Source organism: Virgisporangium ochraceum, assembly GCF_016863655.1.
GTDB lineage: Bacteria > Actinomycetota > Actinomycetes > Mycobacteriales > Micromonosporaceae > Virgisporangium > Virgisporangium ochraceum.
In genome coordinates this window covers 58,155-72,666 of record NZ_BOPH01000145.1, presented here as the reverse complement: position 1 = coordinate 72,666, position 14,512 = coordinate 58,155, and the positions used below count along the sequence as shown (strand labels likewise).

The window sequence follows — 14,512 nt, the reverse complement described above, 5'->3', positions numbered from 1 at the left end:
GCGGCGCGGCCGGCGCACGCCCTATGCTGCCCCGGTGACACCGACCGCGCTGACCAGCGGCGCCGCCGTTCCCGTGCCCGACTCGACGATCCGCGTCGAGGCGAAATGGGACTGGGCCGCGCCCGGCACGCCCGGCGTGAGCCTCATCGGGCTGCTCCTGGGCGCCGACGGCCGGGCCGGCGGCGACGGCGACATGGTGTTCTACAACCACCAGCGGCACGCCTCCGGCGCGGTCCGCCTGCACACGGGTGCGGCCCGGCTCCAGGTGGACCTGCCGGCGGTGCCCGCGGAGGTGGCGACGGTCGCGCTGGCGGTGTCGGTGGACAGCGGCACCGTCGATGCGGTGAAGGGGCTGCACCTGGTGGTGCAGGAGCTCGGGCACGATCCGATGCTGCGCTTCGACCCGCCGGACACCGCGAGGCTGTCGGCGCTCGTGCTGGGCGAGCTGTACCGGCGCGGCACGGGATGGCGGTTCCGCGCCGTCGGGCAGGGGTGGTCGGACGGGCTCGCCGGGCTGGCCCGGACCTACGGCGTCGCGGTCGAGGCGGACGCCGACGGCGCTCCCGCCCTCTCTCCCGCGCCTCCCACGCCGCACGAGCCGTTCGTTCCTCTCCCGCCTCCCGCGACCCCGGTGACCGTCGTGGCGACGCCCGGCGAGGAGCGGCTGCCCGCCGACATGCGCGAGCGGCTGTCGCTGCGCAAGCGGCTCGTCGGCGAGGTGCTCGCCCAGCGGAACGCGGCCGGGGCGCGGGCCCGGGTGTTCCTCGTGCTCGACGCGTCCGGGTCCCTGGAACACGCCTACCACGACGGCACGATGGCCCGGGTCGTGGAGCGGCTCGCCGCCGTCGGTGCCCAGCTGACCCCCGACGGGGTCCTCTCCGCCTGGATCTTCGCCAGCGAGATGACGCGGCTGCCCGACCTCACCGTCGCCGACCTGCCCGAGTGGACCCGCCGGTTCCTGCGGCCCGGCCGGATCCAGGACTTCACGTCGGTCCCCCCGATGTTCCGGCCCGACGGCACCCTCGACGGGGAGGCGCTCGGCTACGGAAACGAGGAGTGGAAGGTGATGAAGGACATCGTCCGCACGGTGGCGGAGCTGCCGCCAGGGCCGCCGGTGCTGGTGCTGTTCCTGTCCGACGGTGGCGTGTCCCGCGGTCAGCAGATCGAGTCGATCGTGCGCAGGAGCGCAGACCGGCCGATGTTCTGGCAGTTCGTCGGCGTCGACGGGGCACGCTACGGCGTCCTGGAACGCCTCGACCGGCTCACCGGCCGGCGGGTCGACAACTCCGGGTTCTTCGCGGTCGACGACATCGACACCCTCACCGACGCCGAGCTGTACGCGAGGCTGCTGTCGGAGTTCCCCACCTGGATCCACGCGGCGACGCAGGCCGGGGTGATCCGCTAGCGGCCGCCCGTGAAGGTGGTGTGCGGATCGTGTGCGGGGGCTCCACCGACCGGTCCGCGGTCACGGACGATGGGGCGATGGGGCGTCGACCCGCCCTGCCCTGCACGACGCCCGACCCGGCGTTCGTCACGGAGTTCAGCGTGGACCCGCTCATGACCACCGTTCCGCCCGGTCTGCCGCCCGGCGCGACGCTGCACGCTCCCACCACGCAGCAGACGACCTGCTGGGGAGCCGACGGCGGCGTCTCCAGCACCATCGAGGGGGTCCCACCCGGCAGCGAGGCGGCCGTGACGGCGCACTACCGCGCGCTGGCGGTCGCCGGGGGCTGGACGTTGTCGGACCCGCCCACGGCGGGCTCTCTGCTGTCCGCGACGCGGCCGTGGCGCACCCGCACGGCGTACTTCACGGTGTGGTTGCACCGCAACGGCTTCCGCGCCGAGATCACCCCGGTGCCCACCTAGAACTCATTCCAGGGCGCGGAAGCAGTTCCTGACCTCGTCGACGAAGAGAGCGGGCTGCTCGAACGCGGCGAAGTGGCCGCCCTTCGCCGGCTCGTTCCAGTACCGGATGTCGACGAACCGCTTCGCCGCCCAGCGCCGCGAGGGCCGCGGGTTCTCCTTCGGGAAGACCGAGCACCCGGTCGGCACGTCGACCGTGTCGGTCGCGCCCGACCGGAAGATCCGTTGCACCTGCCGGATGCTCTCCCAGTACAGCCGCGCCGACGACGCGCCGGTGCCGGGCAGCCAGTACAGCATCAGGTTGTCGAGGAGTTCGTCGCGCGTGAACACGCTGTCGAGGTCGCCGCCGCAGTCGCTCCACGAGTGGAACTTCTCGATGATCCAGGCGCACAGCGCGGCGGGGGAGTCGACGAGGCCGTACCCGATCGTCTGCGGCTTCGTGGCGTGCTCCTGCGAGTAGCCGTCCTCGGACTCGCCCGCCCTCTCGAGGTCGCGCAGGGCGCGGTGTTCGTCGTCGGTGAGGTCGTCGAACGTGTCGGGGTCCGGCGGGGCCAGCGGGGGGACCAGGTGGATGCAGGCCACGTGCCCGGGGTGCCGCTGCGCCAGGGCGGTGCTGACGCTGGTCCCCCAGTCGTGGCCCTGTGCGCCGTACCGCGGGTAGCCCAACCGGTCCATGAGGAGCGCCCACGCGTCGGCGATCCGCTCGACCGTCCACCCGGTTCCGGTCGGCCGTCCGCTGAAGCCGTAGCCGGGCAGCGACGGGACCACGAGGTGGAACGTCTCGCTCAGCGGGCCGAGCACTTTGAGGAACTCCACGACCGAACCGGGCCAGCCGTGCGTCATCACCAGCGGCAGCGCGTCGGGTCGCGGCGAGCGCACGTGGAGAAAGTGGATGTCCAGGCCGTCGAGGTCGGTCGTGAACTGGGGGACCGCGTTGAGCGCGGCCTGGCACCGCCACCAGTCGTAGTCTCCGGCCCAGTACCGGCACAGCTCCCGCACGAACGCCAACGGCGCGCCCTGCGACCAGTCGCCGACCGTCTCCGGTTCGGGCCACCGGGTGGCGCGCAGCCGGCGGCGAAGGTCGTCGATCCGTTCGGGTTCGATGTCGATCCGGAAGGGCACCACGTCGTCGGACATGCCCGTTGATCCTACGCGCGGCGCTACCAGTCGACGGGCAGGGCGACCGGGCCGAGGATGGTGTGCCCGGGCTTCCACGACACCTCGTCGGCCGGCACCGCGAGGCGGAGACCGGGAAGCTCCCGCAGCAGTGTCCTGATGGCGGTGCGGACCTCGAAGGCGCCCAGATGGGCACCGATGCAGTAGTGCGCGCCGAACCCGAAGGACAGGTGCGGGTTGGGATCGCGGTCGAAGTCCATCCGCTCCGGGTCGCGGAAGACCTCCGGGTCGCGGTTGGCGGCGTCGTGCGAGGGGATGACGATGTCCCCTTCGGACAGTTGGTGCCCGCTGGGCAGCCGCACGTCGGCCATCACGCGGCGCGGCATGTCGTCGCCGTTGGTGGGGGAGAACAGCCGCTCCAGTTCGGTGACCGCGGAGTCCACCTTGTCCGGGTGGTCGAGCAGGTACTCCCACCCCGTCCGGCCCGGCTCGTACCCACGGGAGCACAGGACGTGGACGAACGTGGTGATGCCGCTCGCCACGGTCTCCCAGCCGCCCACCACCAACGCGATCGGCAGCTTGATCTGGATGTCCATCGGCTGGTCGGCGGCGCCGTTGGCGATCCGCGTCAACAGGTCGCCGGCGGGACACCCGCGCCGCGCCTCGAGCTGGCCCCACAGGTAGCCGCCCATCTCCATGGCCGACCGGGCGGCGTCGTCGCGGCTGAGGTCGCCCGCGCCGAGGAACATGTCGCCCCATCGACGGAACTGCATCCGGTCGTCGCGGGGCAGGCCCAGGATGTCGCAGATGACGTCGAGGCTGAACGGGATGGCGAAGTCACGCACCAGGTCGGCCGGCCGGCCGCGGGCGAGGAGCGCCGACACGTGCGCGTCGGCCGCGGCACGCACCACGTCGCTGAGGTCGGCCACCGCGGGTTTCGTGAAGGCGTCCTTGACCGCGCCGCGGACCCGCGCGTGCTCCGCGCCGTCCATGCCGAGCATCGTTCCCGACACGTCGGTCTGGTCGGCGGGCGCGGCGGCGGCGCGGGAGAACACCTCCTGGCGGCGCAGCACCTCCCGGACGTCGGCGTACCGGCAGACCAGGAACGCCGGAACCGTCTCGCCACCGACCTGGCGCAGCACCCGCACCACCCCGGACCCGGAGGCGGCGAACCGCGCGTAGTACGGGTGCTTGTCCGGTCCGGTGGGCCGGTTGACGCCGTCGGCGTCCAGGTAGAAGGGGTGACGCAATTCGGCGGCGATGTCCTGGCCGACACTGATCATGGCAATACGATCTCATTTGCGGTGACCAAGGTCATCCACGTGAACATGAATGAATCGCGTGAGAAGAATTCGTTATATGGAGATCCTTCACACTAATGGGACATAGATCCATCTAATTGGATCCCTGGTGTCCGGCTGACGCCCGATGCGATGATCGCGAATGCCGGAACGCTCGTTCAGTACGGACGACTCTGGCCGAGGGGGTCACCCGAGTTGTCCGAAGCAGAGAATCCCATTTCCGTCGCCGACGGACCCGCATCCGCCACCGTGTCGTCGATTCCCGCCTACCGGGCACTTCCCGCGCTCGCCCGCGATCCGCTCGGTGCGCTCGTCGCATTCGGCAACGCGTCCCGGGGCTCGGTCGTCCGGATCGGGCTCGGTCTTCTGCGGCCGTATCTGGTGACGAATCCGGCGCATGTTCAACACGTCCTGCGCGACCACTCCGCGATCTATCTCCGCGACGGCAGTGGAATGCTGTGGGGAGCGGTGAAGCGGCTGTTCGGCGAGGGCATCATGGCCGAGGGCGAGGTGTGGCAGGAGAGCCGGCGGATCCTGCAGCCCCTGTTCACCGCGAAACGCGTCGACGCAATGGTCGACGTGATGGCCGACGAGATCTACCGGGCGGTCGACGAGGTGCCGGCGGGCCGGGTCCTCGACGCCAGTGCGGAGATGTCCCGGATCGTGTGCCGGGCCGTCGTCCGGGTGCTGTTCGGCGACAAGGTGTCCGTCGACGACGCGGTGCGGATCGTCGCGGCGCAGGACGCCATCTCCGCCTCGGTCGTGGCGCGGGTGCTGGCGCCGTTCGTCCCGAACTCGGTCCCGATGCCGGGCGACCGCGCGTTCCGCGACAACGCCGCGCTGATCGACGACATCCTGCTGCCGGCCGTGCGCCGGGCCCGCGCGCAACCCGACGGCGGCGACGACATCATCTCGACGCTGAGCCGGGCGAAGACGGCCGACGGGCGCGACATCGACGAGCGGCAGATCCGCAACGACACCGTCTCGATGTTCGCCTCGGCCACCGAGACCAGCTACCGCCTCCTCACGTTCCTCTGGCCGCACCTGAAGGCCCACCCCGACGTCGCGGCCGCCCTGTACCGGGAGATCGACGACGTCGTCGGCGACGCGACGCCGGACCGGTCGCACCTGGCGAGGCTGACCTACACCCGGATGGTCCTCGACGAGATGCTGCGGCTGTACCCGATCGGGTGGCTCATCCCGCGGGTCGCCGCCGCCGACGACGTCATCGACGGCGTTCCCATCCCGAAGGGCGCCACGCTGCTGGTGAGCCCGTACATCACCCAACGGCTGGACGCGTACTGGGACCGGCCGGCCGAGTTCCGCCCCGACCGGTTCGCCGCCCGCCCGGCCGAGCGCCGGCACCGGTACACCCACTACCCGTTCGGTGGCGGTCCGCACAAGTGCATCGGTCAGCACCTGTTCTACCTGGAGGCCCAGCTGATCGTCGCCGCCGTCCTCAGCCGCTTCCGGGTCCGCGTGCACACGCCGGGCATCCCGGCTCCCCGGCCGGCCGCCTCGTTGCGTTCCGGCGGAAAGGTCGAGCTGACGCTGGTCCCCCGCGGGGCTGTGTGACCGAACGACGGACCGCGACCGTCTCCTCTACGTGACCGACGACTCCCCGCCGCCATGGCTCACGGCGTGTACGGCGGTCGCCGCGCTGGCCGTATGGGTGGCCGTCGACTGCCTGCACTGGCACTACATCGTCGGACGCTACGAGCACCGGATCGTCGTCGTGAGCCACGACGGCGCCGACCTCGAGCCGTCCCGGCTGTTCTACGAGCTGGCCGTCGACGGCGTCTCCGCGCGCGACATGCACCTCACGGTCGACCGGGTCTGGACCGTGGCGGCGCTCGCCGCGGCCGTCGCCTTCGTCGCCTGGCTGCTCCGGATCCGGCGCATCCCCCGCTGGACGGGCGCGCACTGGCAGGTCTGGACGGCCGCTGTGCTGGTCACCCTGCTGTTGAACCTCATGATGCGCTGGTACCCGACCGCGGTCGCAGCGAGCGGCCCGCTGCACGGGACCGGTTGGGACACCCGGAACGCCGCCTATCCACTGTGGACGGTGGAGCTGGCGCTGGTGCTGGTCACCGCGGCCGTGAGCGCCCGCCTGGTGCTGGACATCACCAGGGCGCACGAGCAGTGAGTCCTGGGGTCGTTCACCCGCCTTGCGGGTCGTAGCAGTCGAGCCCGTACCGGGCGGCCAGGACGGGCAGGTCGTGGGTGCCGTGCCAGCCGTACGGCAGGGTGAGCAGCACGTACCGCTCGGCCAGGTCGGTGCGTCCCGCGGGTAGGCGCCATTCGAGGTCGCCGTGCCACGGCTCGATCCTGTCGGCGAGGTCCGGCCACCGGCGCAGCAGGTCGGCGCGGAAGGCGAGAACCCGCGGGTCGGGAGCGAGGACGTCGGCCTCCTCCTCGGCGAGCCGGTCGGCCAGTTCGACGACGTCCTCCGCCGCTCCGGACGGCCAGAAATACAGGTCGTAGGTCACCGGCGGCATTGTATTTCCGGCGTAAGGTCCCTTCATGCGACTGAGCAGAGTGCTGGAGCAGCAGGTCGCCGTCTTCGGCGAGAGCGGCAGCGGCAAGACCGTCCTGCTCTCGTCCTTCTACGGAGCCACGCAGGAGCCCCAGTACCTGCAGAAGAGTCTGTTCCATGTCATCGCCGACGATATTGGTCAGGGCGCCCGGCTGCACCGCAACTATCTCGGGATGAGGGATTCCGCGCGGGTGCCGGCGGCCACGAAGTTCTCCGCCACCTCCTACTCGTTCTCGGTCAGGTTGAAGGACGGTGCCGACGCGTCGACGAAGGCCAGGCCGTTCGACGCGCTGCGGCTCGTCTGGCACGACTATCCCGGGGAGTGGTTCGAACAGGAGGTGAGCGGGCCGGAGGAGGCACAGCGACGCACCGACACGTTCCGGTCGCTGCTCGGTTCCGACGTCGCGCTGCTGCTGGTGGACGGCCAGCGGCTGCTCGACAACGCCGGCGAGGAGGAGCGGTACCTCAAGTCGCTGTTCGGCAATCTCCGCAACGGGCTGCTGTCGCTCAAGGACGAGCTGCTGAGCGACGGCAGGCCGCTGGTCGAGTTCCCGCGGATCTGGATCATGGCGCTGTCGAAGTCGGACCTCCTGCCGGCCATGACCGTCTACACCTTCCGGGACCTTCTCGTCGAGAAGGCCTGCGACGACATCGACGAGCTGCGCAAGGTGCTCGCCGGACTCGTGGAGGCCAGCGACGCGCTGTCGGTGGGCGAGGACTTCGTGCTGCTGTCGTCGGCGAAGTTCGAGGCGAACAGGATCACGGTGACCGAGCGCGTGGGCCTGGAGCTGCTCCTGCCGCTGGCCGCGATGCTCCCGTTCGAGCGGCACGTCCGGTGGGCGCAGGCGAAGCAGATCCCGGGGAAGGTGGCCGAGAACCTGCTGAGCGGCGCCGGAGCGCTGGCCATCGCGCTGATCGGACGCAAGGTGAAGCTGCCCGGGCCGGTGGGTCAGCTGCTCAGCGGCATCGGCCCCGGTCTGGTGAACGAGGCGGCCAGGCTGGCGGGAGACAAGCTGACGAAGGCCAACGCCGACGCGATGTCCAGGAAGGAGTACCTGACCGCGACGCTGACGGGTTTCCGGCTCGACCTCGACCGGGGCGAGGAGGAGCAGATCCTGCTGAGGAGCCGCCGGTGAGCCTCATCTGGGCGACCCGCGGGCGCGCCTGGGGTTTCCGCTTCCTCCTCGACGGCGGGTACGACGACCCGCTCGGCGAGTACGAGGCCACGTTCTCCGGCGTCGGCGACGAGCCGGAGGTCTGCCGCCGCGTCGGCGACAGGGTCGCGCTGCGCTTCCCGGACCCGCTGGAGCGCAGGGACGCCGCCGGCAGGGTCATCCCGCACGACTTCGTCGTGTCCGGGCCGTCGGCCGAGGGGCTCGACTCGGTCGAGGACGGTCTGCGGCGGGTGTGGCAGCAGCCCGGTGTCGCCGACAGGTTCGACCGGATCTGGGACGGGCCGCCCCCGGCCTGATCACGCGGCGCCCGTCGGCCCCGCGCCCCCTCCGGCCCCGCGCCGCCTCCGGCCCCTGCGCCGGACCCGCGCCCGGTCAGCCGAGTTCGCGACGCAGCTCGGCGAAGCGCCGCGAGCCGTCCGGCACGAAGTACACCGGCAGCGCGCCGCTCGTTCATCCCCCAGTAGCCGCCGTACGGGAACTCGTCGGCTGGCCCGGTCACGCCGTCATTGTCCGACCGTCCCGCAAGGTGGGGATTTCCCGCACGGGACCCCGGTCGGACGTGGGATCCGCGCATTTCCGGGAGCGGCCGCGGGCGGGCCGCCACCATCGGGAGTCCACAGTGGAATCGGAGCCACCCTGATGCGTCGCACCATCTCGACTTTGACGGCGTTGACGATGCTCACCGTGGCGGCGGTCGCGGTCGTCGTGACCGCCGCACCGCCCGCGGCACGCGCGGCGACGCGCAGCAGGTGGTCGACTGCGGGATCGCGTGCACCTCCCAGCCGCCCGGCCTGCCCGGGCTGCACCGGCGGAGCCGTCGAGCTGACGGCTGTCGCCAGGAACATGACGGTGGACAGCGGGAGCACGCGGGCCGTGCTGGAGGTGCCGTCCGGCGTGCCGGTGGCGCGCAGGACCGAGATCGAGGTCGTGTTCGACGGTCAGGCGCAGCGCCAGACGTACTCGTCCACGGCCGGCGACACGTTCGCCTTCGACTATCCGGTGGAGACCGGTTTCGCGCGCCGCGAAGTGGTGATCGTCGTGCTGCTGACCGACGGGTCCGGCGCCCCGGATTACCGGTTCACCGTCCCGGTGACCATCGAGCCGTGGTACACGGTGCAGTACAGCCCGCTGAGGTTCACCCTCCTCGACGACTGCGACCCGGTGTTCGACAGCGAGATGGTGCTCGCCTGGACCGACGACCGCGGAACGGGCGTCTGGGACAGCCGCATGCTCGCCGGAGAGACGATCCTCGTCGCGCGGTTCGCGCGCGAGGAGACCGCCGTCGGAGCCAACGCCCGGATGACCCGTCCCGACTTCTGGTTGCACGAGGACGATCCCGGAGGCTTCTACAACCCACCGACGGGACCGGGTGGCACCGTGCCCACGCTACCCACGCCCACCGGAACCCGGACCGTCTCCCGGACCCTGGACATCGACGACTGCAGTGGCCGCTTCGAATACACCATCACGACCACCCACACGATCCCCCCGGCCCTGTGACACCACCGGTGTGTCCACAGTGGATGAATCGCGCCCGGAACCGTTGTGGGACAATGATGTGCTGCCCGGAATCCGACTCACACTCGACCCGGCCGGGTGCATCGCCCACTGTCGTATCCATGCGAACGATACGACAGCTCGGCGGTACTCCGATCGCCCGTGTGTTGCTTCTGCTGGGCGGCACCGCCCTGGCGGTGACGGTTCTCGTGATCTCGATCCGGTGGCACGACAACCGCCCCTCGCCGGTCGCGCTCTGGCTCACCCTCAAGGGCCTCGGGTGGACCGCGACGGCCCTGAAGATCGCCGTCGCGGCTGGCGTCGGCGCCGCGCTGGTGGGAAAGCTCCGGTCGGCCCGCAACCGCAGGCGCGACAAGGCCCGCACACCGGCACCCGACGCGGCCGACGCTGCCACCGCTGCCCCCACCGACACCGGCACCGCTACCCCCACCGGCACCGCTACCCCCACCGGCACCGCTACCCCCACCGACACCGCTACCCCCACCGACACCGGCCGGTAGCCGACGACCCCCCGACCACGGCCGACGGGCCCGACGGGGTAGGGCGTGGGCCGACGACGCGAGGCGCCAGGGCCTCGCGTCGTCGGGTGGCTCGGATGGCTCGTGGGTGTGCGGGCTATCCGATGCCGCACAGTGCGTGGTCGATCATCGCGAACGCGGCCCGGTCCACCGGGGACTCGGCGGAGGTCGACGTGGAGATGACGACGGTCCTGCGTCCGTCGGCGCTGACGCCCGTCCGGGTACTGAAGCCGGGCATGTCGCCGGCGTGGCTCCAGTAGCCGCCACCGCACGACAGCGGTGCCCACTCGATGCCCAGCCCGTAGCGGCCGCCCGGCCGCTCCTCCTCGAACGTGCTGCCCGCGACGGTGGTGCGCATCTGCTTCGCCTGCGCGGCCCGCAGGAGCGTGCCCCGGCCGACGGCGGACCAGAACCGGCTCAGGTCGGAGGCGGTGGTCACCAGCGCGCCGGCGGCGTCGGCCCACGTCACGCTGGCGTCGGCGGTCTCGATCGGCGTGTCGCGGTCGAAGTAGAGGTAGGCGGCGGCGTGCGGGCCGGGCAGGTCGGTGGCGTCGCCGGGAGCGTAGGTGTGCCGCAGACCGAGCGGGCGGACGACGCGGTCGCGGACCTCGCGGGCCCAGTCGCGGCCGGTGACCCTGCCGATGACCAGTCCGGCGAGGACGTAGTTGGTGTTGGAGTATTTCCAGCCCCGGCCGGGTGCGAAGTCGGGCCCGTGCGCCATCGCCATGGCGACCAGCTGGTGCGGGGTGAACCTCTCGTACCGGAACCGCTGGTAGTCCTCGACCGAGCCGATCCGGGCGAGCAGGTCGTCGGTGTAGTCGTGGAGCCCGCTGGTGTGCTGGAGCAGCTGGCGGACGGTGACGGCCGCGCCGTCGTTGCCGTTGCCGGCGACCAGACCGGGAAGCCAGCGCTCGACCGGGTCGTCGAGCGAGAGCCGGCCCTCCGCGACCAGTTGCAGCACCACCACCGCCACGAACGTCTTGGTGTTGCTGCCCATCCGGAAGTAGCCGTCGGCGGCGACCGGCCCGCCCGCGTCGAGGTCGGCGACGCCGGCGGTACCGCGCAGGCGGCGCGACCCGATGGTGACCTCGGCGAGCACGCCCGAGACCCCGGTGTCGTGGATGGCGTCGAGGTCGCGCTGCAACTGCGCCTGGTCGTAGCGGTGCCGGGTGCCGGTGGCGTGTGCGACGCCTCCGGTCAGCAGCAGCAGAGCCACCGCACTCGCCACCGCACCCACCAACGCACTCGCCAACGCGCTCGCCAACGTGGTCACCGTGATCCCGGTGCGGAACATGTCGTCTCCCGAACAGCTCGAATGAGGTTTTCCTCAAGCTACGAAGAACGCGCGCCCGCCTCCATCCGGCCAGCAGCCGGCTCATGGTGGGGAAATCCCCGGTACCGGGTGGGGAAAACCCCGCTACGCCCGGCCGGTCAGCGAGGCCAGGCGGTCCAGGGCCACCGGCCTCGCCAGGCCGGCGCCGTGGGCGTACGCCTCCCGGTAGCCGGCGTCGCCGAGCCGGTCGACCAGGGACTCCACCAGGACCCGCAGCACCGGCTCACCATGGTCGAACGCGCCCCGGATGGCCTCGCTCAGCCCCAGCGCGGTGGCGGCCTCCGCCGGACGGTCCTCCAGGGCCAGCAGTTCCCCCACCTGCTCCGCGGCCCACGCCAGGCCGTTGCTCTGCGCACGCGTGAAGTTCGGGCGGACGGCGTTCGGCAGCAGGGCCCGGGCCGCCGGCGCGTCGCGGTCCATGAGGCGGTTCATCATCCTGGTGCCGGCGATCAGGTCGCGGGCCATGTGCTCGGGGTACGGAAGCCGGTGGACCTGCGCCTCGAGCGAGTCCAGGCTCGCCTCGGACGCGTCCAGCTCGCCCGCGCGGCGCTGCCAGTTGGCGACACTGAACAGCAGGCCCGCGTCGCGGCGCCGGTGGCCGAGCGCGGCCGTCCGCTCGCGCATCGCGCTCAGGTCGCGCCACGAGCCCTCCAGGTCGCCGGCGCGCATGCGCTCGCGGGCCAGGCGGTTCCTGGTCCAGTAGAGGTAGTCCTCGGTCCCCAGTTCGGCACTGACCGCGACGGCGCGTTCGAACAACGCGACCGACGTGGCGAAGTCGCCGCGCAGCGACGGGCCGCGACCCTGCGCGAGGAGACCCATGACGATGCCCCAGCGGTCGCCGACCTCCTCGAAGCCCCGCAGCGCCAGCTCGCGGGCGCGCAGGCCGCCGTCGAGGTCGCCGGCCTCGACCAGGGTGAAGTTGTGCGCCCAGTTCGCGGTGGCGCGGACCCACGGGTCGGGCGAGTCCAGCGCCTGCTCGACATGGTCGTCGGCCCGGGAGGAGAAGGCGTGCTGCGTGATCCACAACAGGCGCGCCGGGTGGACCTCGCGCGCGCCGGACGCCGACCGCAGCAGCTCGAACGCGCGCCTGGCCTGCGGCGGCACGTCGTCACCGAGCTGCAGCAGCGCGCCGGTGAACGTCTCCAGCTGGGTGTTCAGGCCACGGTTCGCCCAGTACCAGAACAGCGCCTTCACGAACCGGTAGGCCGTCGCCGCGTCGCGGGCGTCGAGGGTGACGCGCAGCGCGGCGACCAGGTTGTCCTGCTCGGCGTCGAAGACCGCGATCGCGTCGAGCTGCTCCCGGGTGCGCAGCCTCGGCTCGTGCCGCTCGGCCAGGTCCAGGTAGTAGGCGGCGAACCGGCCCGAGACGTCCTCGGTGCGGTGTCCGGCCATGTAGGCGCGGACGGTCTCCAGCATCCGGTACCGGTCGCCGACCTGCTGCACGATGGACTTCTCCACCAGGGCGTCGACCACGTAGAGCACGTCGTCGGCCGGCAGCGACACGTCTGCGCACACCGCCTCCAGCGCGGGCAGGTCGGCCCCGCCGGGGAACACGGCCAGCCGGCGGGCCAGGGTCCGCTCGGACTCGTCGAGCAGGTCCCAGCTCCACTCGACCATCGCGAGCAGCGTGCGCTGGCGGGGCAGGGCCGCCCGGCTGCCGGAGGTGAGCAGCCGGAACCGGTCGTCGAGCCGGCGCGCCACCTGGTCGATCCGCATCGAGCGCAGCTTCGCGGCGGCGAGCTCCAGGGCGAGCGGCATCCCGTCGAGCCGCCGGCAGACCTCCACCACGTCGTCCACAGTGGACTCGTCGAAGGCGAAACCCGGGCGCACCCCGGCCGCGCGGTCGACGAACAGCCGCACCGCCGCCGCCCGCCCCGCCTCCGCGAGGTCCGGCTCGGCGGTGGGCAGCGCCAGCGGACCGAGGTGGCACAGCGCCTCGCCGGTGATGGCGAGCGGCTCCCGGCTCGTGGCCAGGATCCGCAGCTGCGGCAGGCGGCGCAGCAGCTCGTCGGCCAGCGCGGCGGACGCGTCGACGAGGTGCTCGCAGTTGTCCAGCAGCAGCAGGGCGTCGCCGACGTCGAGCAGCTCGGCCAGCCGGTCGACGGCCGACGCCGGTTGCCCTCCGTCGTACAGCCGGCCGCCGGAGGAACCCACCACACCCACGACGGCGTCGGCGAGCCCGCCGGGCTCGGTCAGGCCGGCCAGCGGGACGAACCACACCCGTGGGACCGACCGGGCGCCCTCGAGCGCCAGCCGGGTCTTGCCGGCCCCGCCCGGCCCGACGATCGTCACCAGGCGTGACCCGGACATCAAACGGGACAGGGTGGTCAGCTCCTCCTCGCGCCCGACGAACGTGCTGACGCTCGCCGGCAGCCGGCTCGGCTGCGCCGGCAGGGGCCGGGCCGCGGGGCGCTCCAGCTCGCCGCGCAGCAGCCCCAGGTGCACCTCCCGCAGCTCGGGGGACGGGTCGACGCCGAGCTCGTCGCCGAGGCGCACCCGCATCTCCTCGAAGACGGCGAGGGCGTCCGACTGCCGCCCGGCCGCCGCCAGCGCCCGCATCCGCAGGGCGGCCAGCCGCTCGCCGAGCGGGCGCTCCGCGGCCGCTGTGCCCAGGTCGGCGAGGACCTCCGCGTGCCGGCCCAGCCGCAGCTCCGCCTCGAACCGGTCCTCGTCCGCACCCGCCCGTACCTCCTGCAGCCGGGTGGCGGCGTTGCGGGCGAACGTCGCGTCGAGGACGTCGGACAGCGCCGGACCCCGCCACAGCCGGGCCGCGGCCTCCAGCGTGGCGGCGGCGTCCTCCGGCCGGCCCGCGGCCAGTTCCCGTCGTCCCCGGCCGGCCAGCTCCTCGAACCGGTGCGCGTCGACGTCGGCGGCCTCCACCGCGAGCCGGTAGCCGCCCGCCGCGAGCTCCACCGCGCCGGCGCCGCCCAGCACCCGCCGCAGCCGCGACACCAGCGCCTGCAGCGCCGCCGCGGTTCCGGACGGCGCCTGCTCGCCCCACAGATCGTCGACGAGCGTGTCGGGGTGTACCGGGCGGCCCGCCTCCAGGGCGAGCCGCGCCAGCAGCATCTTCAGCCGGGCACCGGGCACGTCCACGGGCGCGGCGTCGTCGGCGACGACGGCGAGGGGACCGAGAAGCTCAACGCGCACCC

General features: G+C 72.4%; 13 protein-coding genes. 8 read left to right on the top strand and 5 right to left on the bottom strand.

Going from position 1 to position 14,512, the window contains the following annotated elements:
* Window positions 1-34: 34 nt before the first annotated feature.
* Both Voc01_RS49025 and Voc01_RS49020 read left to right on the top strand, forming a co-directional pair.
* Window positions 35-1,405 carry a VWA domain-containing protein gene (locus Voc01_RS49025; RefSeq protein WP_203934676.1) on the top strand — a complete coding sequence of 457 codons (1,371 nt, stop codon included), beginning with the start codon at window positions 35-37 and terminating at the stop codon, window positions 1,403-1,405.
* Window positions 1,406-1,482: 77 nt separating this feature from the next.
* Entirely contained in the window at window positions 1,483-1,866 is a 384-nt protein-coding gene (locus Voc01_RS49020; RefSeq protein WP_203934675.1) for a hypothetical protein, read from the top strand.
* Between the two features lie 3 nt (window positions 1,867-1,869).
* Here the strand turns inward: Voc01_RS49020 and Voc01_RS49015 are convergent, their stop codons facing one another.
* Both Voc01_RS49015 and Voc01_RS49010 read right to left on the bottom strand, forming a co-directional pair.
* On the bottom strand, window positions 1,870-3,000 hold the full coding sequence (locus Voc01_RS49015) for an epoxide hydrolase family protein (RefSeq protein WP_203934674.1): 1,131 nt from the start codon (window positions 2,998-3,000) through the stop codon (window positions 1,870-1,872).
* A gap of 23 nt (window positions 3,001-3,023) precedes the next feature.
* A complete protein-coding gene (locus Voc01_RS49010; protein WP_203934673.1) occupies window positions 3,024-4,262 on the bottom strand; it encodes a cytochrome P450 in 1,239 nt (412 codons plus the stop codon).
* Between the two features lie 276 nt (window positions 4,263-4,538).
* Here Voc01_RS49010 and Voc01_RS49005 point away from each other — a divergent pair, with 276 nt between their 5' ends.
* Both Voc01_RS49005 and Voc01_RS49000 read left to right on the top strand, forming a co-directional pair.
* Complete coding sequence (locus tag Voc01_RS49005) at window positions 4,539-5,855, top strand: cytochrome P450 (protein WP_373873973.1); 1,317 nt, start codon at window positions 4,539-4,541, stop codon at window positions 5,853-5,855.
* Between the two features lie 31 nt (window positions 5,856-5,886).
* On the top strand, window positions 5,887-6,426 hold the full coding sequence (locus tag Voc01_RS49000; RefSeq protein WP_203934671.1) for a hypothetical protein: 540 nt from the start codon (window positions 5,887-5,889) through the stop codon (window positions 6,424-6,426).
* 13 nt (window positions 6,427-6,439) lie between these two features.
* On the opposite strand, the gene Voc01_RS48995 is transcribed toward Voc01_RS49000, so the two are convergent.
* Window positions 6,440-6,769, bottom strand: coding sequence for a hypothetical protein (locus Voc01_RS48995; RefSeq protein ID WP_203934670.1), 330 nt, complete (start codon window positions 6,767-6,769; stop codon window positions 6,440-6,442).
* 34 nt (window positions 6,770-6,803) lie between these two features.
* On the opposite strand from Voc01_RS48995, the gene Voc01_RS48990 reads away from it, so the two are divergent.
* From Voc01_RS48990 to Voc01_RS48975, 4 genes are all read left to right on the top strand, one after another.
* The gene (locus Voc01_RS48990) at window positions 6,804-7,952 is read left to right on the top strand and encodes a TRAFAC clade GTPase domain-containing protein (protein ID WP_203934669.1); all 1,149 of its coding nucleotides are present in this window, start codon (window positions 6,804-6,806) and stop codon (window positions 7,950-7,952) included.
* Window positions 7,949-8,287, top strand: a complete 339-nt coding sequence (locus Voc01_RS48985; RefSeq protein WP_203934668.1) for a hypothetical protein — start codon at window positions 7,949-7,951, stop codon at window positions 8,285-8,287. Before Voc01_RS48990 ends, Voc01_RS48985 begins: the two co-directional genes overlap by 4 nt.
* Before the next feature lie 343 nt (window positions 8,288-8,630).
* Window positions 8,631-9,491, top strand: coding sequence for a hypothetical protein (locus Voc01_RS48980; RefSeq protein WP_203934667.1), 861 nt, complete (start codon window positions 8,631-8,633; stop codon window positions 9,489-9,491).
* 161 nt (window positions 9,492-9,652) lie between these two features.
* On the top strand, window positions 9,653-10,009 hold the full coding sequence (locus Voc01_RS48975; protein ID WP_203934666.1) for a hypothetical protein: 357 nt from the start codon (window positions 9,653-9,655) through the stop codon (window positions 10,007-10,009).
* Window positions 10,010-10,124: 115 nt separating this feature from the next.
* Here the strand turns inward: Voc01_RS48975 and Voc01_RS48970 are convergent, their stop codons facing one another.
* Window positions 10,125-11,321, bottom strand: a complete 1,197-nt coding sequence (locus Voc01_RS48970) for a serine hydrolase domain-containing protein (RefSeq protein WP_203934665.1) — start codon at window positions 11,319-11,321, stop codon at window positions 10,125-10,127.
* A 123-nt stretch (window positions 11,322-11,444) separates the two neighbouring features.
* Window positions 11,445-14,510 carry an AfsR/SARP family transcriptional regulator gene (locus Voc01_RS48965; protein ID WP_203934664.1) on the bottom strand — a complete coding sequence of 1,022 codons (3,066 nt, stop codon included), beginning with the start codon at window positions 14,508-14,510 and terminating at the stop codon, window positions 11,445-11,447.
* Window positions 14,511-14,512: the final 2 nt, after the last annotated feature.

What these genes read in the sequence shown, in the direction of transcription:
- Voc01_RS49020 (WP_203934675.1), top strand. Translation starts at nt 1,483, where the DNA reads ATGGGGCGTCGACCCGCCCTGCCCTGCACGACGCCCGACCCGGCGTTC.
- Voc01_RS48980 (WP_203934667.1), top strand. Translation starts at nt 8,631, where the DNA reads ATGCGTCGCACCATCTCGACTTTGACGGCGTTGACGATGCTCACCGTG.
- Voc01_RS48970 (WP_203934665.1), bottom strand. Translation starts at nt 11,321, where the DNA reads ATGTTCCGCACCGGGATCACGGTGACCACGTTGGCGAGCGCGTTGGCG.
- Voc01_RS49010 (WP_203934673.1), bottom strand. Translation starts at nt 4,262, where the DNA reads ATGATCAGTGTCGGCCAGGACATCGCCGCCGAATTGCGTCACCCCTTC.
- Voc01_RS48990 (WP_203934669.1), top strand. Translation starts at nt 6,804, where the DNA reads ATGCGACTGAGCAGAGTGCTGGAGCAGCAGGTCGCCGTCTTCGGCGAG.
- Voc01_RS49015 (WP_203934674.1), bottom strand. Translation starts at nt 3,000, where the DNA reads ATGTCCGACGACGTGGTGCCCTTCCGGATCGACATCGAACCCGAACGG.